This is a genomic window from Heyndrickxia coagulans 36D1 (assembly GCF_000169195.2).
In the GTDB taxonomy this organism is placed as follows: Bacteria; Bacillota; Bacilli; order Bacillales; family Bacillaceae_C; genus Weizmannia; species Weizmannia faecalis.
In genome coordinates this window covers 305,145-323,852 of the sequence record NC_016023.1, presented here as the reverse complement: position 1 = coordinate 323,852, position 18,708 = coordinate 305,145, and the positions used below count along the sequence as shown (strand labels likewise).

Annotated in this window: 25 protein-coding genes; 15 read left to right on the top strand and 10 right to left on the bottom strand. The window is 44.9% G+C overall.

Going from position 1 to position 18,708, the window contains the following annotated elements; all coding sequences use genetic code 11:
• Positions 1–11 precede the first annotated feature (11 nt).
• The 6 genes from spoVAC to BCOA_RS18755 all read left to right on the top strand — a co-directional run bounded on the left by spoVAC (position 12) and on the right by BCOA_RS18755 (position 4,397).
• Entirely contained in the window at positions 12–488 is a 477-nt protein-coding gene (gene spoVAC, locus BCOA_RS18785) for a stage V sporulation protein AC (protein ID WP_014095705.1), read from the top strand.
• Entirely contained in the window at positions 488–1,498 is a 1,011-nt protein-coding gene (spoVAD, locus tag BCOA_RS18780; RefSeq protein ID WP_014095704.1) for a stage V sporulation protein AD, read from the top strand. Before spoVAC ends, spoVAD begins: the two co-directional genes overlap by 1 nt.
• 178 nt (positions 1,499–1,676) lie before the next feature.
• Positions 1,677–2,033, top strand: coding sequence for a stage V sporulation protein AE (gene spoVAE / locus BCOA_RS18775; protein ID WP_014095703.1), 357 nt, complete (start codon positions 1,677–1,679; stop codon positions 2,031–2,033).
• A gap of 84 nt (positions 2,034–2,117) precedes the next feature.
• Complete coding sequence (locus tag BCOA_RS34485) at positions 2,118–2,261, top strand: YjcZ family sporulation protein (protein ID WP_014095702.1); 144 nt, start codon at positions 2,118–2,120, stop codon at positions 2,259–2,261.
• Positions 2,262–3,783: 1,522 nt separating this feature from the next.
• Positions 3,784–4,041: a stage VI sporulation protein F gene (locus BCOA_RS18760; protein ID WP_014095701.1), complete on the top strand. Its 258-nt coding sequence runs from the start codon at positions 3,784–3,786 to the stop codon at positions 4,039–4,041.
• A gap of 101 nt (positions 4,042–4,142) precedes the next feature.
• A complete protein-coding gene (locus BCOA_RS18755; protein ID WP_014095700.1) occupies positions 4,143–4,397 on the top strand; it encodes a hypothetical protein in 255 nt (84 codons plus the stop codon).
• A gap of 176 nt (positions 4,398–4,573) precedes the next feature.
• On the opposite strand, the gene BCOA_RS18750 is transcribed toward BCOA_RS18755, so the two are convergent.
• The 7 genes from BCOA_RS18750 to BCOA_RS35235 form a co-directional block, all read right to left on the bottom strand.
• Positions 4,574–5,002 carry a GNAT family N-acetyltransferase gene (locus BCOA_RS18750; protein WP_014095699.1) on the bottom strand — a complete coding sequence of 143 codons (429 nt, stop codon included), beginning with the start codon at positions 5,000–5,002 and terminating at the stop codon, positions 4,574–4,576.
• Between the two features lie 5 nt (positions 5,003–5,007).
• Entirely contained in the window at positions 5,008–5,520 is a 513-nt protein-coding gene (locus BCOA_RS18745) for a 2'-5' RNA ligase family protein (protein WP_014095698.1), read from the bottom strand.
• A gap of 67 nt (positions 5,521–5,587) precedes the next feature.
• Positions 5,588–6,319, bottom strand: a complete 732-nt coding sequence (locus tag BCOA_RS18740; protein ID WP_014095697.1) for an alpha/beta hydrolase — start codon at positions 6,317–6,319, stop codon at positions 5,588–5,590.
• 364 nt (positions 6,320–6,683) lie between these two features.
• On the bottom strand, positions 6,684–6,881 hold the full coding sequence (locus tag BCOA_RS18735) for a hypothetical protein (protein WP_014095696.1): 198 nt from the start codon (positions 6,879–6,881) through the stop codon (positions 6,684–6,686).
• 235 nt (positions 6,882–7,116) lie between these two features.
• Positions 7,117–7,320: a hypothetical protein gene (locus BCOA_RS18730; protein ID WP_014095695.1), complete on the bottom strand. Its 204-nt coding sequence runs from the start codon at positions 7,318–7,320 to the stop codon at positions 7,117–7,119.
• 300 nt (positions 7,321–7,620) lie between these two features.
• Entirely contained in the window at positions 7,621–7,791 is a 171-nt protein-coding gene (locus tag BCOA_RS35240; protein WP_164931345.1) for a hypothetical protein, read from the bottom strand.
• Positions 7,792–8,151: 360 nt separating this feature from the next.
• Positions 8,152–8,298: a hypothetical protein gene (locus tag BCOA_RS35235; RefSeq protein ID WP_155641221.1), complete on the bottom strand. Its 147-nt coding sequence runs from the start codon at positions 8,296–8,298 to the stop codon at positions 8,152–8,154.
• Positions 8,299–8,572: 274 nt separating this feature from the next.
• Here BCOA_RS35235 and BCOA_RS35510 point away from each other — a divergent pair, with 274 nt between their 5' ends.
• Both BCOA_RS35510 and BCOA_RS35505 read left to right on the top strand, forming a co-directional pair.
• Entirely contained in the window at positions 8,573–8,698 is a 126-nt protein-coding gene (locus BCOA_RS35510) for a hypothetical protein (RefSeq protein WP_258435210.1), read from the top strand.
• Positions 8,699–8,748: 50 nt separating this feature from the next.
• Positions 8,749–8,883 (top strand): hypothetical protein, encoded by a 135-nt coding sequence (locus tag BCOA_RS35505; protein WP_014095693.1) that lies wholly within the window; start codon positions 8,749–8,751, stop codon positions 8,881–8,883.
• A gap of 475 nt (positions 8,884–9,358) precedes the next feature.
• Here BCOA_RS35505 and BCOA_RS35230 read toward each other — a convergent pair whose 3' ends face one another.
• Together BCOA_RS35230 and BCOA_RS35225 are read right to left on the bottom strand one after the other, a co-directional pair.
• Positions 9,359–9,514: a hypothetical protein gene (locus BCOA_RS35230; protein ID WP_014095692.1), complete on the bottom strand. Its 156-nt coding sequence runs from the start codon at positions 9,512–9,514 to the stop codon at positions 9,359–9,361.
• Positions 9,511–9,654 (bottom strand): hypothetical protein, encoded by a 144-nt coding sequence (locus BCOA_RS35225; protein ID WP_164931346.1) that lies wholly within the window; start codon positions 9,652–9,654, stop codon positions 9,511–9,513. Before BCOA_RS35225 ends, BCOA_RS35230 begins: the two co-directional genes overlap by 4 nt.
• A 590-nt stretch (positions 9,655–10,244) precedes the next feature.
• Here BCOA_RS35225 and BCOA_RS18710 point away from each other — a divergent pair.
• From BCOA_RS18710 to BCOA_RS35660, 6 genes are all read left to right on the top strand, one after another.
• Entirely contained in the window at positions 10,245–11,120 is an 876-nt protein-coding gene (locus BCOA_RS18710; protein ID WP_014095690.1) for an ROK family protein, read from the top strand.
• 316 nt (positions 11,121–11,436) lie between these two features.
• Positions 11,437–11,772 carry a hypothetical protein gene (locus tag BCOA_RS18705; protein ID WP_014095689.1) on the top strand — a complete coding sequence of 112 codons (336 nt, stop codon included), beginning with the start codon at positions 11,437–11,439 and terminating at the stop codon, positions 11,770–11,772.
• A 220-nt stretch (positions 11,773–11,992) separates the two neighbouring features.
• Positions 11,993–12,754, top strand: a complete 762-nt coding sequence (locus BCOA_RS18700; RefSeq protein ID WP_014095688.1) for an SDR family oxidoreductase — start codon at positions 11,993–11,995, stop codon at positions 12,752–12,754.
• Positions 12,755–13,161: 407 nt separating this feature from the next.
• Positions 13,162–14,061, top strand: a complete 900-nt coding sequence (locus BCOA_RS18695; protein ID WP_014095687.1) for an ABC transporter ATP-binding protein — start codon at positions 13,162–13,164, stop codon at positions 14,059–14,061.
• Positions 14,054–15,304: an ABC transporter permease gene (locus BCOA_RS18690; RefSeq protein ID WP_014095686.1), complete on the top strand. Its 1,251-nt coding sequence runs from the start codon at positions 14,054–14,056 to the stop codon at positions 15,302–15,304. The genes BCOA_RS18695 and BCOA_RS18690 overlap by 8 nt, the downstream gene beginning before the upstream one ends.
• A gap of 76 nt (positions 15,305–15,380) precedes the next feature.
• Entirely contained in the window at positions 15,381–15,470 is a 90-nt protein-coding gene (locus tag BCOA_RS35660; protein ID WP_017554202.1) for an archaellin/type IV pilin N-terminal domain-containing protein, read from the top strand.
• 365 nt (positions 15,471–15,835) lie between these two features.
• Here BCOA_RS35660 and BCOA_RS18685 read toward each other — a convergent pair whose 3' ends face one another.
• Positions 15,836–16,021, bottom strand: coding sequence for a hypothetical protein (locus BCOA_RS18685; RefSeq protein WP_013858831.1), 186 nt, complete (start codon positions 16,019–16,021; stop codon positions 15,836–15,838).
• A 232-nt stretch (positions 16,022–16,253) separates the two neighbouring features.
• Between BCOA_RS18685 and BCOA_RS18680 the strand changes: the two genes are divergently transcribed.
• A complete protein-coding gene (locus tag BCOA_RS18680; protein WP_014095685.1) occupies positions 16,254–17,594 on the top strand; it encodes a C1 family peptidase in 1,341 nt (446 codons plus the stop codon).
• The last annotated feature ends 1,114 nt before the right edge of the window (positions 17,595–18,708 follow it).

The window sequence follows — 18,708 nt, the reverse complement described above, 5'->3', positions numbered from 1 at the left end:
GGGCTGAGATAATGGCAAACAAAAATCAAAACAAAACACCCGAACAAAAAGCGTATGATCAGTTCGAAAAAAAGCATGAGCTGAAAAGGCCGGTATTGAAAAACTGCATCCGTGCATTTTGGGTAGGCGGCTGTTTTTGTCTGGCTGGTCAGGCCCTTACTTACTTCTATATATACATGTTTAATTTCACCGAAAAAACGGCCGGCAACCCGACAACCGCGACAATGGTGTTTTTATCCATGCTGTTGACCGGCTTTGGCATTTATGACCATATCGGGCAGTACGCCGGTGCAGGGAGCGCGGTGCCGGTAACGGGCTTCGGGAACTCCGTTGTATCCGCTGCGATTGAACATCGGACGGAAGGCTATGTGCTCGGCGTCGGCGGAAATATTTTTAAACTTGCCGGCACCGTCATTGTATTTGGTGTGTTTTCCGCGTTTGTTGTCGTCCTGATCCGGACCGTCATCATGATGTGGGGGGGATCGTAATGCCCGCAAAATCGCAAACATGGACTTTCACGAACCGCCCGGCCATTCTTTCAACCGGTGTTGTCGGGGGCCCGTTTGAGAAAAAGGGGCAGATGGCAGACGATTTCGACCGGTTTTTTGAAGATTTGTGGATCGGCGAGGATTCGTATGAAAAAGCCCAGCGCAAACTGATCGAGGAAGCAGTTGGCATTGCCCTGAAAAAGCGAAACCTTAAGGAAACCGATATTCAGTTTTTTCTCGCTGGTGATTTGATTAACCAAATCACGCCGACAAGTTTTGCGGCAAGGACAAATGCGATTCCTTACCTGGGCCTTTTTAGCGCCTGTGCCACTTCGATGGAAAGCCTGGCGCTTGCCGCTTTCATCGTTAATCACGGTGGGGCGGAGAAAGTGCTGGCCGGGGCTTCGAGCCACAATGCAACAACAGAGAAGCAATTCCGTTATCCGACCGAATACGGCGGGCAGAAACCGCCGACCGCACAATGGACAGTGACGGGAGCGGGATTCGCGGTGGTCGGTACGGAAGAAAACGGGCCGGCGCCGCGGATTACGTCGGCCACGATCGGAAAAGTACTGGACCTTGGCATTTCCGATCCGTTTAATATGGGTGGTGCAATGGCGCCGGCTGCGGTCGATACGATTGAACAGCATCTCCGGGAAACCGGCCGTGATCCATCTTACTATGATTTGATTGTGACCGGCGATTTGGCGAAAATTGGCCGTTCCATCGCGCTCGATCTTTTCAAACAGAGGAATCTTGACATTCGCAGCGAACAGTTCCAGGATTGCGGCCTGATGGTATATGACAAGTCCCAGCCCGTGCAGGCCGGGGCAAGCGGGGCCGGATGTTCAGCGATTGTCTTGTACGGCCATTTGCTAAACGAAATGAAAAAAGGCCGTTACCAAAAAATCTTGCTCGTCGCAACCGGCGCACTATTGTCGCCTTTGTCTTATCAGCAGGGCGAAACCATTCCGTGCATCGCGCACGCCTGCGCCATCGAATATTTGTAAGAAAGGGTATTGCCTGGGTTGCGTTGCGGCATGGATTGAGCCTGCGCCATCGATATTTGCTTAGGTTGCGGCACGGATACGGATAATTTGAGGTGCGCGATCGAGTATTCGCTTAGGTTGCAGCATGGATTGTGTGAGCCTGAGCGATCGAGTATTTGTAAGAAAGGAAGGATGCGTAATGCTTGCAATGTTTTTCTGGGCCTTTGTGATTGGCGGGCTGATTTGTGTAATTGGCCAGTTGCTGTTTGATGTCGCAAAATTATCGCCGGGGCATACGATGAGTGTCCTCGTTACGGCCGGCGCGATTTTATCGGGCCTCGGCCTTTATGAACCGCTTGTAAATTTTGCCGGTGCCGGGGCGACCATTCCGATTACAAGTTTTGGCAATTCGCTTGCAACCGGCGCCATGCAGGAAGTGCAAAGGCATGGCATTGTCGGGGTATTGACCGGCATGTTTGAAGTCACATCTTCCGGCATTTCGGCTGCGATTATTTTCGGATTTATCGGCTCGCTCCTCTTTAAGCCAAGAGGATAATAATGCCGTCCCTGACACACGCCTATACCGAATGCCTGCACCTTACATATTGTATAGTGTAATACAAGAAGTGAGGTGAAAAACATGTTTGGATACGGTTATGGCTGCGGCTACGGCTATGGCGGTTACGGCGGTGGTTACGGCGGTGGTTACGGTTACGGCAGCACATTTGTATTGATCGTTGTTTTGTTCATTCTGTTAATTATTGTCGGTGCAAGCTTCTGCTGACAAGTTGCGGGGAGGATTCCCCGCCTTTTTTTATAGCCGGAGAAAAAACGCTCGTACGAGGGGAACGGGCACAAAATGCGAGGCCGGGAATCGGCGAACTGTTCTTCATAGGGAACGATGACCGAGCCGCCTCTAATTGGACAAAAGCCCCGGAACCCGAGCGTGTTTTGTCTAATTGGAAGATCCAATTAGACGCCCATGCTGCAGTGAACGCGCACCAACAGTAGAATGAAAATCAGCTGGCGCATATTTTTCAGGATAGACAAAAGTGAACCGTCAAATTGTCCTTCATCGGAGTAATGTTTTGTTTTGTCCGTGTGGCAACTTCAAAAAGACATTTTGATCCAGTCGCGACTCCTTTTGTCCTTTTGACAGGTTCAAAAGGATATTTGGGCCCAAACGCGATCCTTTTTTTGTCCTTTTGGCAGGTTCAAAGGGACATTTCGGATCCAGACGTAACGTGTTTTGTCCTTTTGGCAGGTTCAAAAAGACATTTTGGACCCGGAAGCAGCGTGTTTTGTCCTTTTGACGGCTTCAAAAGGACATTTCGGATCCAGACGTAACGTGTTTTGTCCTTTTGACGGCTTCAAAAAGACATTTCGAGCTCGGATGAAACGTGTTTTGTCCTTTTGACGGCTTCAAAAAGACATTTCGAGCTCGGATGAAACGTGTTTTGTCCTTTTGGCAGGTTCAAAAAGACATTTCGGACCCGGAAACAGCGTGTTTTGTCCTTTTGACGGTTACAAAAGGACATTTCGGGCCCGGATACATCGTGTTTTGTCCTTTTGACGGCTTCAAAAAGACATTTCGGGCCCGGATGCAGCGTGTTTTGTCCTTTTGACGGTTACAAAAGGACATTTCGGGCCCGGATACATCGTGTTTTGTCCTTTTGACGGCTTCAAAAGGACATTTCGGATCCAGATGCAGCTTGTTTTTCCTTTTGGCAACTTCAATGAAAGACAAACCCCAGGCCTGGCAAAGCCGAAATGTCCTTCATCGAGATGATGAAGGACAAAACACCGGCTGAAAAATACCAAATTGTCCTTCATCGAGGTGATGAAAGACAAAACCCAGGTCTGGCAAAGCCCAATTGTCCTTCATCGAGGTGATGAAGGACAAAACACTGGCCTGGCAAAGTCAAATTGTCTTTCATCGAGGTGATGAAAGACAAAACACCGGGCGGATAACGCCGAAATGTCCTTCATCGAGGTGATGAAGGACAAAACTCAGGTCGGGAAATGCAGAAATGTCCTTCATCAGGGTAATGAAGGACAAAACCCAGGCCGAAAAACGCCAAACTGTCCTTCACCAGGTTGATGAAAGACAAAACAAGTGCCATGAAACATCAAACTGTCCTTCATCAAAGCACTGGCTGTAAATCAAGCTTGTGCACCGGGAAAATGCACTTTTTTGCAATGTAAAATTCCGGCTAACACGTTTTCAATTGAAAATCCACTTTTGTACTGTCAATCCGGCTTCTTTTTTCATACGATAAAACAGCTTGAAGAGAGGAGCGACGAAGGTGGATCATCAGTTTTTCAAGAATATCGAAAAGAAGACAGGCGTTAATATGAATGACATTTTCCAGCTTGCAAATTCCCTGCAGAACGCGAATTTTAAAGATGAAAATACCGTCCGTGGCATCATCCAGCGCGTCTCGCAAATTGCAAACAAACGGGTACCGAAAGAGCTGGAAGATAAAATTGTTGAATCAATTGTCAAAGATGGAAAAAAGCTCGATTTTAACACGATCAACAAAATGATGAACAACGGAAAGTAACCAAAGCGGGCTTGCAAATCAGATGCAAGTCCGCATTTTTCTGTTTAAAATGAAAGAAGAGAGGGAAAAGAATATAGAAATCATTTAAAGGGGTGACTGCCATGAGTTTGATCGCTCCAATTCCAGACTATCAGGCAAGCCAGTACCGGCTTTATGACGGAATGTCCTTACGCCAGCTTGAAGTGGAAAAAGCAGATGCCGTTTCGAGGGCTTATCCTGTTAAGCGGCAAAACGGCGTCACGGGCGGAACAGAATACCATTTTAAAGCAAATGAACAACCGGGAAGAAAACCGGCAAAAAGCCGGATCATCGCAAAAATCACCGGCCTGGGGCAATATATTGATCTTTCGGTTTAAATCTTTCCCGCTGAAGTGTGAATTTTTTCACAAGATAAGCAGCAAGGTTGAAAAAGCGATTATATAAAATAAACAAAATTGGTGCAAAAAAATAAGGCCATTCTATAGACAAAGCGGCGAGACACAACTCCTTCTCGCCGCTTTGTCACGGATTCTGCAGCCCCAGTTTCCGGATGCTATTTGATCGTTTTCTCCATTGCTTTATGCGGAATGCCGGCATCGAGAAATTCACCGGAAACAACACGGTATCCGAGTTTTTCGTAAAAAGGAATCGCGTGTGTCTGTGCGTTTAATTTGCATTTTTGCACGCCTTGTTCTGCGGCATAATGTTCAATTGCCAGCATCAGTTCCCGGCCGGCCCCTTTCCCGCGCACGGACGGAAGGATGCAGATGCGTTCCACTTTCCCGTACCCGTCCACCATCCGAAAACGCCCGGCGCCTGAGGGTTTCCCTTCATCATCGTACAGCAGAAAATGCGTGCAGTCCTGTTCCAATGCGTCAATTTCTTCTTCAACCGGGACGTGCTGCTCTTCTACAAATACTTTTTTCCGGATTTGAAAAGCCGTCTCCAGTTGTTCTTCATTTTCTACAATTATTACGTCCACATTTGTTAGTCCTTTCCGAGATGATAGGTCTCATAAACGGTCCAAACCCCGTTTTCCAGCTGATATAAAAGATGGAACCGGTTTACCTTTTCTTCGTGGTCAATGCCAACCATTTCCAGCTGGCGGAACACATCGGCATGTTCCTCTTTAGACAACTCCTGGCCGATGGTAATATGCGGCACAAACGGGTACGGAGGCGGCCCGCCCGGCAGACGGTCCCTGAAATCTGCGAAAAGCCCTTCCAGTTCAGGCGTCGGTTCAACTTTAAAATAAATCGTATTGCTGACGGGTTCAAAAGATTTCACTTTTGTTACTTTCAACAAAAACGGGTTGTATTTTTTGGCAATTTCCTTCAGTTGCCCGCGAAAAACTTCCGCCTCTTCTTCGGATGCCTCGAACGCTGCTTTTAGCGTAATATGCGGCGGGATTAGCGCGTATTTCGGATCATAGCGCTTCCGGTAGGAGTTAACAAGGTCCTGAAGTTTTTTTGATGGAAAGACAACAAGCGCATAATTCATAAAATGGCCTCCTCTTTCTGGATATTAAGCCGTTATAATACAATTTTATCAGAAAAATTGCCGAAAATTAATCTTTTTTAAACAGGTACTTGAGGGCACGTGGCAAATCTTTTTGCCAGTACCTCCAAGAGTGATCACCGTCAAATTCGTCATAAAATCCGGGGACCCCTTTTTCTTCCAGAACTTGATGCAGGGTGCGGTTCGGTGTGATAAAATTCTGGATCTTGCCGTCAGTCGTTTTCACTTCCGTCTCGCCTTTTCCAGCAATATGGTAAATGTCCAGCAACTTTGGATCCGTACATTGTTTTGCGGCTTCCATCACTTTTTCATTCACGAGCGGCGACATTAATGCGGCTTTTCCAAATGTATGGGGGTACTTGAATGCCGCCATGAGCGAGACGGTTGCCGCCAGTGAGTCTCCCGCCAGTGCTCGGTCCGATGCCATTTGCGCAGTCGGAAACTCACGGTCAAGGAAAGGGACAAGTTCATGCGCCAAAAACCGGATATAAGCGCCATGTTGCTCGCCGTCAGGATGGTATTTCCGGCGCCTGTCCGGAATATCCGCATAAGGGATCCCGACAATAATCAAGTCTTCAATTTCGCCTTTTGCAAGCAGTTCATCCGCCGCACGTGCAATCCGGCCGAGCTGGAAGAAGTCTTTTCCGTCCTGGCATATGCATACGGCATATTTATAAAGCGGGGAAAAACGCGCCGGCAAGTATACCCAGAGATTGAGCGTTTCCCCGAGTTCCCTGCTTTCAAACGGGACATCTTTAATCGTGCCTCTTTCAATTTCCATATGTTGAAAACCTCCTTCTCAAGATGGGGGCTGCCTCGCCTTCCCGGAAAAAATGGCATTCAGGAAAAAATTTACACACCCCGCTGCCTGTAAATTCAGTTTACCAGCCCATGCGAAAAACATCCAGAATCCGGCAACGCTTGATATGGATAAACCAAGCACCTTTGATGAAGAGAGCTGATTACAGCATGGATAGATTTGGAAAAACGAAGACGTGAGGGAGATCCTAAATTTGAATGTGATATCCATCCGGATGGGAAAAACGGAGCTCATTTTATATGAAGAAAAATTCTCATTAATTTTTTGCCGAACCTGTCTGCATCCTTGCCAAATCTAGGAATTTTGCTTATTTAGCAAGCCCTACTTAAAAATTTTTATTGTTTTCCTTCATTCTCTTTTTCAACATTTCGCGTATAAGTCTTGTCGTTTCAATATCTTTCTGTCGTTCTTCTTCAGAAGCATAATGCTTAGTTCCGCTTACAATAGCAGTGAATTTACCATCGGATGTCATTCCTGGTGGTTCTGTCCATCGTTTGTCAGAAAATAGTTTTTTGCTGCTCATTTACATTTCCTCCAACTCAAACAAAATTTTACCGGATTGAAACTTTTGATTTAAGATTTTAAATTGACTCTCTTAAATAATACTTTGGCCTCCTGATCATTAATTCCTTTCAAATCTCTACCGATTGGGCAGCATCATTCTATCCTTCAAAGATATATATTCTTTAAAAGTAATTTTGGTTTTTAATATGTCGTTGGAATCCATGGAATGGATCATAATATTCCAACGACAAATTCTATTTATTGTTTTTATGGCGTTCTTTTAGCATTTTCAAAAATTCTTTTCGAATCTTCTTACCTTCTTCGATATCTCTTTGTCTTTCTTCTTCTGATGCATAATGTTTGGTTCCTATGGAAATAGCGCTGATTTCCCCATCTTCTGTTATTCCAATTGGATCCGTCCAACGACGGTCGGAATATGGTTTATTATTTTTATCCATAGGATTTCCTCCAATTCGAATATAACTCTACCATTCATAAATTGACTGGATAAGATTTTATAAGCTGTATTACGTTTAAATAATACTTCTTGCTCCTCGTCATTAAATCCTTCTAAATCATGACCATTTTTGCTTTTTATTATAAGGTGAGATTGACCATTTACGTCGTGATCATTCTTCTGCTTTTTGATTGCAGGTACCTTTTATCTCATGATTGTTTTTTAACGCTTTCAATCATAGGCAAAAGAAAAAGTACCCAGCACAAGGTACTTAAAAATTTTTATTGTTTTCCTCCATTCTTTATTTCAGCATTTCACGTATATATCTTGTCGTTTCGATATCTTTCTGTCGTTCTTCTTCTGTTTCATAGTGCTTTGTCCCACTACTAATTGCACTTGGAGATCCATCAGATTTTAGTCCTATAGGTTCAGTCCAACGAGGAGCAGAAAATAATTTTTCTTTTTTTCCCATATTAAAATGTCTCCATTTCAAAAATAATTTTTCTATCCTTAACAGTTTGGATCGAAATTTTAAATTTGGAATTCCTAACAAATAATACTTCTTGCTCCTCGTCATTAAATCCTTCTAAATCATGACCATTTTTATAAGGTGAGATTGACCGATTACGTTATAATCATTCCTCTGCTTTTTGGTTGCAGCACCTTTTATTTCACGATTGTTTTTTAACGCCTTCAAACATAAAGACTCTTTTTAACGCCTTGCTCAGGGCGAGATAAAGAGAGTCCGCATCCCCATTCCGCCAAAATAAAAAGCAACCTGATTAGAGGAAATATCTTGCTGTCAATTCGGTTTATTTAGGGGACACATCAGTTATTTTTTCAATGTCACTTTTTCTAACGGGTATCGTCCATCATTTTCTGGTATTCCACCCTCAATAAGATAAAATCTTTTTGAGCCGTTTTTAAAAACTTCAAAAATCCATCTTTTAACCCCCACATCCAATTTTTGGGGACTCATTTATCAACCCCCCTTGCTACAGCGACGTTAGGCATGGCTGCGGGGACAATACAGGAGTTGTGCGTCCACTTGGTCTGTCAAATCCATAAAATGCCAAATTCTAATTCGTTCAGCAAGCCCTATTTAGCTGCAGGAATATGTAATACCCGGCCGCATGCTGAGGAGAATCCTCCAAAAAGCCAGGGACGCTGTTTTCCACAAAAAATGGAAACGGCAATCCGGCGCGCATTTTTTTCGGAAGCGGACGCATATTAAAAGAAAGGAGGCGATCCGTGTGAAATGGAATGAACAAGCGGCACCCAATAACCATCAGGCGTCCGCTGATTTGCTTGCGGCTAAAGTGATGAGACAGAATTTCAATACGAAGAACTTTCAGACGGCGGTGAGCGGAATAAAGTGATACAAGAACAGAAAAAACGCCGTACGCACTTGTAATAGAGGTGGGGCGCCATGGAAATCAAAATCGGACAAGTATATAAAGAAAAGCAGCATGAAACACTTGCCATGGTGGTCGCAGTCCAAAACGAAAGCATTATGCTCGGCACCGGCAATCTGGTATCGCCGAAAACGATTGAAGACCGCTAAGTTCTTGTCCGGGATACCGAATAACGGTGCCCCGGACTATTTTTTTGCAGAAATCTTAAAAATATAGCCTACAATGGCATATCCGGTTAACAGACAAAATGAAAAAATCAGAGTCGGGATAAAGATCGCAACAGCCCCTTTTTCTGGAAGATAGTAGGCAAATATGTGGGAGATCAATTGATTAATAAAATAAGCCAGTACGAGCTCCCTTCGTTTTATTTTATATAGCGGACATGAAGACAAGGTCATCCATTTGTATGATAATGAGCCGACAACAAAGTAGCAAAAAATAAAAAAACCGGCAAAAGCCGGTTTTTAAGGGGGTATTGCTAGACAACAAAAAGGGGGGGTTGTCTAGTTGGTATAGGGTTTTGTAACTTGTCCTTGCTACAGGTATAATAGTACGGGTTTTTTCCTAAAAGATCATGAAAGAAAAATAAGTTTTTGATGAGAATTGTCGATTTTTGTTGAAACTCTACTTCTTGTCTTGATCGGCAGCATCGTTGCTGTCTGCAGCCCGCGCCTTGTATTTTTCCACGATCTGCGCGATTTCTCCTTTATCTCCTTTTGCATTCATCATTTCAAACCATCCGTTTAACCCTTCAGAAATTCTTTTATCATCGTTTTTCATGGCTTGCCTTCTTTCCTCTTTTCCAAATATTTTTTGATTTCGGGCCGGCAAATCAGGGCTGCGATGGCGGGCGGCACAGCAAACATAAAAAATACAAAGTATAACGTGTTCATCACATGGAGATAAAACCAGGTTTCCAAATCGTCCACCCCCGGGTTTGCTTCTATGTATATTTTTTCGCCCGGCCTTTTTCTTATACCGTATAAATTGGTTTTAACCTGTAAATCCTATAAGGAAAAAGAAGGGAGACGCCACAAATGTTCAAGCGCCTGTTAGATTTGTTCAAACTGGACACAACAGGGGACTGGGAAGATTGGGACCTGGACGATGAAAATTTGGAAGACGACTGGGATGAAGAGGACGATGAGGAGATGTAAAGCAGACTTACGGGCCGGGGCATCAAGATTGCGCCGGCTTTAATGCGAAAAAAAAACCGGCACAATGCCGGTTGGTAAGGGGAGTTTTTTCTAGACATTAAGGGGGGTATCTAGAAACTTAAGGGTTTGTTGCTTTTTCCTTGCTACACCTAAAATATAACCCTCTTACACTAAAAAGTCATGAAGAAAAAATGAGAAAAAAATGAGAAACAAATTTGTCACATTTTATGCGGGTTCCGATATATAAACACTTAACTCAATTGAAGAAAACGGTATACTAGAATGAGAGATATTTACCTCTCCATTATGAACGGAGAGGCCATTCAAACCAATTTTATTGAGGGGGAATCACCATGCTTTTTGGCGGAGTGGAAGCAGGCGGTACAAAATTTGTTTGTGCAACGGGAGATGAAACAGGAAAAATTCAGGAAAGAGTTGAGTTCCCGACGCGCGATCCGGAAGAAACGGTGAAAGATGTAATCGCGTTTTTTTCACAGTTCGAGACAAAAGCAATCGGCATTGCCTCATTTGGTCCGATTGACGTCAATCCGGAAAGTGATACATATGGATACATTACAACAACACCGAAAACAGCCTGGCAAAATTATCCCATTAAGCAAACGATAGAGAAAGCATTGGGCGTTCCGGCCGGTTTTACGACAGATGTGAACGGGGCGGCGCTCGGGGAGTCGGTGCTTGGCGCGGCGAAAGGGCTAGACAGCTGCCTGTACATCACGGTCGGTACAGGTATCGGAGCTGGAGCCGTTGTAAAAGGCAATCTCCTTGAAGGATGGTCGCACCCGGAAATGGGGCATATTCTTTTGCGCCGCCACCCGGATGATCATTTTGAAGGGGCATGCCCTTTCCATCATGACTGCCTCGAAGGACTCGCAGCCGGGCCGGCAATCGAAGCGCGGTGGGGGCAGAAAGGAAAAGAACTCTCGGACCGTCCGGAAGTCTGGGAAATGGAGGCAGATTATCTGGCACAGGCGCTCATGCAATACATTCTAATTGTGTCGCCGAAAAAAATCATCATGGGCGGCGGCGTGATGCACCAACAGCAATTGTTCCCGCTGATACACAAAAAACTGACCGAGCTGATCAACGGTTATATCAAGCTGCCTGAACCGCTGTCCGAATATATTACGTCCCCGGGCCTTGGCAACGACGCCGGCATTACAGGGGCGATTTTGCTCGGAAAACAGGCATATGAAACAGGCAAATTATAAAACAAAATTTAGCTGAGTGCTGGCTGCTTCTCCGATTTTTCGATTTAAATCGGCATAAATCGAGGGAGTGGCTGGCGTTTTTTTATGTATATTTTCTTCATAAAGACGATGAAGTTTTATTTGGAGCCTGCATAAAGACTGAATCAAAAACTTTTGCCAGGTCCCTGTTCTGTTCGTGCCGCGCTACCAAAAAATAAATCTGAAAACCTAACAATACGGTGAGGTAGCTGAAACCTAGAGTTTTTCGACCGGAAAGAATGAATAAGTTATAATAAATATGATTCTGAATTTTCGTCTAATACAGGGGGGAGTCTTTTTGATAAAGAAACGGAAATATGTGTTAACTTTTGTTTTACTGCTATTGCTGGCTGCAGGGATCTATGCCTTTGCTTTCCGGCAATCTGCAAAGTTTTTTGGTTTTCCTATTCCTGTAAGCGCAAAGCTTGTAAAGGATAAACAGTCCGTAGAAATGTATAAATGGTGGGAAGCAAGTGAAGTGAACGGGCTCCCCTATGTTTATCGGAAGGAAATCCAGTGGTGCGGATGGAAGCAAATTGATCGGGAAGGTGCTATGACCATCTATGAAAAAAAGGGGAAAAAAGTGTCTGTCATTTCATTCGATAATACTTTTTCTGTCGCAGAAGAAGACTAATCGAAGCTGCCTTCTAGTCTTTCTGCAAGGCAAGAGAAGCACCTTGGTTCTTACCCGATATTACCCGACGTTTGGGGCAATTTTTCAATTTTGACTTCTATTTAACTTTTACAACTGAGGTTCGTCTTTAAAAAGTTTGGAAGATGAATAGTGATAGGATATAATATTTATGAGCGCATTCACGAATACTTGAAAGCGCATTCAGAAAGGAGAGGGGATTATGGCAAAACTGGATGGAAAAGTTGCGGTTGTAACAGGCGCTGCCTCTGGTATGGGCAAGGCGATTGCAGCGCTTTACGCAAAAGAAGGAGCAAAAGTGGTGGCATCCGACCTCAATTTGGAAGGTGTGCAGCAGACGGTTGCTGAAATAGAAGCTGCAGGAGGCAAAGCTCTGGCAGTCCAGGCCAATGTGGCGAGCGAAGAAGATGTGCAACATTTGATTGATACCGCCGTGAAAGAGTATGGAACACTCGATATTCTTGTCAATAATGCAGGGATCATGGATAATATGGTGCCGGCTGGGGATCTGACAGACGCCCTGTGGGAAAAAGTGTTTGCTGTCAACACAACCGGGCCGATGCGCACGATCCGGAAGTCACTCCCGATCTTTATTGAAAAAGGAAACGGCGTCATTGTCAATGTTGCTTCTGTCGGCGGGCTGAACGGATCGCGGGCTGGCGCCGCTTATACGGCGTCCAAACATGCGGTGATCGGGTTGACAAAAAACGTCGGTTTTCAATATGTACTGAAAGGCATCCGCTGCAATGCGATTGCGCCAGGCGGGGTGGAAACGAATATCGGCACAACCATGAGCGAGCCAAATGCTTTCGGGCTTGAGCGGGCAATGTCCGGGTCGGCAATCAACCCGAGGAGCGGAAAACCCGAAGAAATTGCGACTATCGCCCTGTTCCTTGCTTCAGACGATGCTTCCTTCGTAAATGGTGCCGTGATTACGGCAGATGCTGGGTGGACGGCTTATTAATTTCAAAAAAGCGGCGGGAAAATATAGAAAAACCCGCTGCTTTTTTTGAAAACACTGTTTGGCAAATGTACAAAGCCAGCTATATAAAAATGAACTTAAATTTTTCGCACCAAAATCAGCTGAACATTGCTTCTGGCTATACATAAAGAAGTAGTAATATTAGTTCAACTTATATATAAAATGAACTTCAGTTTGCATCAAGCCCGGGCACCAATTTGCATGATGATGAGCGGTAATTTTTCTTTATATGACTGAAAATTTATAAAAACTCATCCATCAAATGGGTAGTAACAAGTCATTGAAAAAGCTGCTTTTTTAAAATGTATGGATCATCAGGGGAAATTTCCTGCAGACTTTTGAAACTTTTCCTGCCGGTTTGCGTAAGTACGAACAAAGGAGGGGAAATCATGTCCTTGGTGTTGGAACATGTGACGAAAAAATTTGGCGCGTTTACAGCGGTAAACGATTTGTCGTTAATGATCCCGGAAAAGGAGCTGTTCGGGTTTTTAGGGGCAAACGGAGCAGGAAAAACGACGACTTTCCGGATGATCCTTGGTCTATTAAAGCCGAATGAAGGAAACATCTCCTGGAACGGGCGCAAAATGGATTACACATTGAGCCCAGAAATCGGGTATCTGCCGGAAGAACGCGGGCTGTATCCAAAATTAAAAGTAAAAGACCAGCTTGTTTATCTTGCACGGCTGCGCGGGATGGGCAAGCAGGATGCGGTGAAAGAACTAAAATACTGGCTTGGCCGTTTTCATGTCGAAGAATATTTGGATAAACGGGTGGAAGAACTGTCAAAAGGAAACCAGCAGAAGATCCAGTTTATCGCTGCTGTTCTACATAAGCCGAAGCTGCTGATTTTAGATGAGCCCTTCAGCGGCCTTGACCCGGTCAATGTGGAAACGTTAAAAACAGCGGTCGCAGAACTGCGGGATCAGGGCGCGACCATTGTGTTTTCAAGCCACCGGATGGAACATGTTGAAGAACTTTGTGAGCATTTGTGCATTATGCATCATGGCAGCCCGGTTGTGCATGGTGAACTGAGAGCGGTCAAACGTGCATTTGGGAAACAAAATGTCGTGATCCATGCTGATTTTGATCTGGCATTTTTACGTGCCTTCCCGGGGGTCGTCCGATTTAAGAAAACGGCGCTCGGGGCAGAGCTGCAAATTGACCGGATGGAAGCGGCGCAAAAAATTTTAGATGAAATCAACGGAAAAGGTTTCATCCGCAAGTTTGCGCTTGAAGAACCATCTCTAAACGATATTTTCATAGAAAAGGTGGGGGCTTCCTATGAATAGGTTCGGCATTTTAATCGGTCATGCCTACATGTCAAAACTAAAAACAAAATCCTTTGTGATCACGACGGCTATTTTGCTTGTTGCTGTCCTGCTGATGGGAAACATAAACCGGATGATCGATATGTTTGCCGGCAGCAAGCAGAAAAAGGTTGCGGTTTTGGATGAGACGAACACGCTGTACGGGCCGCTTAAGCAGCAATTAAAAACCGTTGATAAAGATATCCGGCTTGTGCAGGCCGAAAAAAGCGAAAGTGCGTTGCGGAAAGAAGTATTAAAGGAAAAATATGAAGGGTATGTTGTTTTATCGCTTGACGCAGCTGGCATGCCGAAAGCAGTCTATAAAGCCCCGAATCTTGCCGATACCGGGACTACGGACAGTTTGGAGCAGGCGCTGCAGGCTGTAAAAAGCAATATGGCGGCAGGAAAACTGAAGCTTTCTTCTGCAGAGCTCTCACTTTTAAACAGCCCCGCATCCTTTAAGAGCATCAATCTGGAGCGGGATGCAAAATCCGAAGCAGAACTGGCGCAGGCGAGGGGGCTTGTCTATATTTTGCTGTTTGCGATTTATTTCGCGGTCATTTTTTACGCCAGTGCAGTCGGAATGGAAGTGGCGACTGAAAAAGCTTCACGGGTAATGGAAATCTTAATTTCGAGCGTCCCGCCAGTGCAGCAGATGTTTGCGAAAATCATCAGCGGCGCCCTGCTCGGCTTGACACAGATGGCGGTGCTCCTTGCCGCAGCATACGCGACCATCAAACAAAATATCAATCACTTGACGGGCGGCTTTTTTTCTGTATTTGGATTTTCGGATATAAAGATGTCAACGATTGTGTACGCTGTGGTGTTTTTCCTGCTCGGATATTTGCTGTATGCCACTTTGGCAGCTTTTCTCGGCTCGCTTGTCAGCCGGATTGAAGATGCCCAGCAGATGATGATGCCGATGACGTTTCTTGTCATGATCGGGTTCTTCCTTGCGATGGCCGGGCTTGGAAATCCTTCTGCCAGCTATATTACCGTTCTGTCGTACATTCCGTTTTTTACACCGATGCTCATGTTTTTGCGGGTGGGCATGCTCGACTTGCCGGTGTGGGCCGGGCTTTCGGGCGTTGCGGTCATGGTTGTCACGATTGTGTTCATGGCGATAGCAGGTGCGCGCATCTACCGCGGCGGCGTGCTGCTTTACGGCAAAAGCAATTCGTTGAAAAATATTCTGAAGGCGCTGCAAATGTCAAAAGAAGGCTAAGCCTGCCAGTTTGAATTCTCCCCTTGATGGGTATACTGAATGTAACTGAAAGTCCGTGCAGAGGGGAGCGTTTTTTTTGAAATCAAAAAGAGTCGTCTTTGGTACCATTGTGCTTTTTCTTATCGTCGTGGTGCTTGCCGGTTACTTTATTTGGTTCAGCAAATAAAGCCGTATTACATAGATGAGCGATAAAGGTCCGGGCTGCCCAAAATTTTTTATGACTCGGCGGCAAGGATTGCGTGTTGAAAGACAAAATACGCACCGGAACGAACAGGCGCTTCTGCTTGTGCTAAGGCCCCATCCGGATGTGTATGCAACTCTTTAAAGACGTACGGAAACGTCCGTGAATTTGGGTGAATTTTCCGAAAACAGAACGCTCACAGCCATGCTGCGAAATAGGAAGACGGGAGCGGTTTATCTCTGCGAATGGCGATTTTGATGCAGCTGAATTTGCGTAAATCATTCCGACTGCCCCGGATGCTAAATTGAAGAAAGCGGATTTCCCATTTGCAGGAAGTCCGCTTTTGCCTGTTAAATGCTCTTTTTCATCCCGCATCTCCGGCATTCACGCAAAAACACGCCATGTTTGACCGATGACTTGAAGTGGCTGTAACCACAATTGTCACAGCGGCCCGGATGGACGTCGGGCATTTCTTTATAATCATAAACAATACTTGTATCATAACCTTTTGTTTCATAATCCTTTTCTTCACTCATCTGCCGTCACCCCGTTTGAGTCTTTCTCGTAAAACAGCATACCATAATTTAAAAAAACTTGGGAAATGAACGGACGAAAAACCCTTCCTTACCGAACAGCGGAAAATGCAAAGGAAATATCGCTGAACCGTGTCCCGTTTCAGAAAGGCATGCTTTTCCAAAACGCAAAATTGTCTTATCTGATTGAAAAAGGCGTATAATAAAAAAGAACTTACTGGAAAGGAAGATTTAAATGGCAAAAGACATTACACGGGAAATGGCGGAGCGGTTTTCCCGACAAATCCGCGAACTGCCGCAAAACAAAGTGATTCAAAATGCAATGATGAAAAACGGGATAAAGGCCGCGGCAATCAACAATGATGCTGTGGTTTCTATGAATCACGTATTCTCCCACGAAATTGAAACAGGGAAAGTGTCAAACCAGAAACAAAGCGGGCGCTGCTGGATGTTTGCCGCCTTAAATACGTTTACGCATAAGTTAAATGCCAAATTCAGATTGAAAGACTTTGAGCTTTCGCAGAACTATACGAATTTCTGGGACAAATTTGAAAAATCCAATTACTTCCTGGAAACGATGATTGAAACCGCAGACGAACCTGTAGAAGGAAGGCTCATTTCCTGGCTGCTTGAAACCCCGCAGCAAGACGGTGGGCAGTGGGATATGCTCGTCGCGCTCATTAAAAAATACGGCGTTGTGCCAAAACAGGTTATGCCGGAAACGTATAACAGCAGCAACTCGCGCGAACTCAATTCGCTTTTAAATGCCAAGCTCCGCGAAGATGCGGTGAAACTGAGAAAAATGCACGCAGCAGGACAGCCGGAAGAAGAATTGCGACAGGCGAAAGAAGGCATGCTTGCAGAAGTTTACAAATTGCTTGCCTTTGCACTCGGTGAGCCGCCGAAGACATTTGATTTTGAATTCCGCGATACCGATAAACTGTTCCATCGCGAGCAAAACATTACACCACAGGCATTTTTTGAGAAATACGTCGGATTTGATCTCGACCAATACATCAGCATTATCAATGCGCCAACAAGCGACAAACCATACGGCAAAACGTATACAGTGCAGTATTTGGGCAATGTGGTTGGCGGCAAACCGGTCAAATATTTAAATGTCGATATTGAAACCTTCAAATCACTGGCCGTAAAACAGCTGAAGGATAACCGCAGCGTCTGGTTCGGCTGTGATGTTGCCGCATCCTCAGACCGGAATGAAGGCATCATGGATACCAGCCTCTTCGATTTGGAAAAAGCTTTCGGATTTTCGTTCGGCATGACGAAAGCGGAACGGCTCGATTATAAAGACAGCATAATGACGCACGCAATGGTATTGACCGGTGTCAACCTCGTTGACGGCAAACCGGACAGATGGAAAGTGGAAAACAGTTGGGGTGAAAAAGTGGGCAAAGACGGTTATTTTGTCATGAGTGACGCCTGGATGGATGAATATACGTACCAAATCGTCATTGACAAAAAATATTTGCCAGAGGATTTGCAAAAAGCATGGGAACAAGATCCGATTGTCCTGAAACCTTGGGATCCAATGGGTTCTCTTGCCTGGATGCATTAAACAAAGGGCGCGGTTGACATCAGCCGCGCTTTTTAAGTAGGGCTTGCTGAGGTTTCTTAACGTAGACGCCCTCTACGTTAAGGAAGGCCGTCATTTTTCCGTGCTTCCTTAACATAGACGGGCTCTAAGTTAAGGAAGGCCTTCAATTTTTCGTGCTTTCTTAACATAGACGAGCTCTAAGTTAAGGAAGGCCTTCAATTTTTCGTGCTTTCTTAACGTAGACGGGCTCTATGTGAAGGAAGGGCCACGTTTTTTCATGCTTCCTTAACGTAGACGCCCTCTATGTGAAGAAAGAGCCTCGTTTTTTCATGCTTCCTTAACATAGACGCCCTCTATGTGAAGTAAGGCCGTCAATTTTTCGTGCTTTCTTAACGTAGAAGTGCTCTAAGTGAAGGAAGGTCTTCGTTTTTTCGTGCTTTTTTAACATAGACGGGCCCTAAGTTAAGGAAGGCCTTCGTTTTTCCGCGCTTTCTTAACATAGACGGGTTCTATGTGAAGTAAGGCCGTCAATTTTTCGTGCTTTCTTAACGTAGACGAGCCCTATGTGAAGAAAGGCCTTCGTTTTTTCATGCTTCCTTAACGTAGACGCCCTCTATGTGAAGAAAGAGCCTCGTTTTTTCGTGCTTTCTTAACGTAGACGGGCTCTATGTGAAGGAAGGGCCACATTTTTGCATGCTTCCTTAACATAGGTGAGCTCTAAGTTAAGGAAGGCCGTCAATTTTCCCTGCTTCCTTAACATAGACGAGCTCTAAGTTAAGGAAGGTCTTCGTTTTTTCCTGCTTTCTTAACATAGGCAAGCTCTAAGTTAAGGAAGGCCTTCAATTTTTCGTGCTTCCTTAACGTAGACGGGCCCTAAGTTAAGGAAGGTCTTCGTTTTTCCTGCTTTCTTAACATAGGCGAGCTCTAAGTTAAGGAAGGCCGTCAATTTTGCTTGCTTCCTTAACGTAGACGCCCTCTATGTGAAGGAAGACCTTCAATTTTCCGTGCTTTCTTAACGTAGACGGGCTCTAAGTTAAGGAAGGTCTTCGTTTTTTCCTGCTTTCTTAACATAGGCGAGCTCTAAATTAAGGAAGGCCGTCAATTTTGCTTGCTTCCTTACCGTAGACGCCCTAAT

Bases quoted from the DNA above. Each gene is read 5' to 3' on its own strand.
- spoVAC (WP_014095705.1), top strand. From the start codon at position 12: ATGGCAAACAAAAATCAAAACAAAACACCCGAACAAAAAGCGTATGAT.
- spoVAD (WP_014095704.1), top strand. From the start codon at position 488: ATGCCCGCAAAATCGCAAACATGGACTTTCACGAACCGCCCGGCCATT.
- spoVAE (WP_014095703.1), top strand. From the start codon at position 1,677: ATGCTTGCAATGTTTTTCTGGGCCTTTGTGATTGGCGGGCTGATTTGT.
- BCOA_RS34485 (WP_014095702.1), top strand. From the start codon at position 2,118: ATGTTTGGATACGGTTATGGCTGCGGCTACGGCTATGGCGGTTACGGC.
- BCOA_RS18755 (WP_014095700.1), top strand. From the start codon at position 4,143: ATGAGTTTGATCGCTCCAATTCCAGACTATCAGGCAAGCCAGTACCGG.
- BCOA_RS18745 (WP_014095698.1), bottom strand. From the start codon at position 5,520: ATGAATTATGCGCTTGTTGTCTTTCCATCAAAAAAACTTCAGGACCTT.
- BCOA_RS18740 (WP_014095697.1), bottom strand. From the start codon at position 6,319: ATGGAAATTGAAAGAGGCACGATTAAAGATGTCCCGTTTGAAAGCAGG.
- BCOA_RS18735 (WP_014095696.1), bottom strand. From the start codon at position 6,881: ATGAGCAGCAAAAAACTATTTTCTGACAAACGATGGACAGAACCACCA.
- BCOA_RS18730 (WP_014095695.1), bottom strand. From the start codon at position 7,320: ATGGATAAAAATAATAAACCATATTCCGACCGTCGTTGGACGGATCCA.
- BCOA_RS35240 (WP_164931345.1), bottom strand. From the start codon at position 7,791: ATGGGAAAAAAAGAAAAATTATTTTCTGCTCCTCGTTGGACTGAACCT.
- BCOA_RS35235 (WP_155641221.1), bottom strand. From the start codon at position 8,298: ATGAGTCCCCAAAAATTGGATGTGGGGGTTAAAAGATGGATTTTTGAA.
- BCOA_RS35505 (WP_014095693.1), top strand. From the start codon at position 8,749: ATGGAAATCAAAATCGGACAAGTATATAAAGAAAAGCAGCATGAAACA.
- BCOA_RS35230 (WP_014095692.1), bottom strand. From the start codon at position 9,514: ATGAAAAACGATGATAAAAGAATTTCTGAAGGGTTAAACGGATGGTTT.
- BCOA_RS18710 (WP_014095690.1), top strand. From the start codon at position 10,245: ATGCTTTTTGGCGGAGTGGAAGCAGGCGGTACAAAATTTGTTTGTGCA.
- BCOA_RS18700 (WP_014095688.1), top strand. From the start codon at position 11,993: ATGGCAAAACTGGATGGAAAAGTTGCGGTTGTAACAGGCGCTGCCTCT.
- BCOA_RS18695 (WP_014095687.1), top strand. From the start codon at position 13,162: ATGTCCTTGGTGTTGGAACATGTGACGAAAAAATTTGGCGCGTTTACA.
- BCOA_RS18690 (WP_014095686.1), top strand. From the start codon at position 14,054: ATGAATAGGTTCGGCATTTTAATCGGTCATGCCTACATGTCAAAACTA.
- BCOA_RS18685 (WP_013858831.1), bottom strand. From the start codon at position 16,021: ATGAGTGAAGAAAAGGATTATGAAACAAAAGGTTATGATACAAGTATT.
- BCOA_RS18680 (WP_014095685.1), top strand. From the start codon at position 16,254: ATGGCAAAAGACATTACACGGGAAATGGCGGAGCGGTTTTCCCGACAA.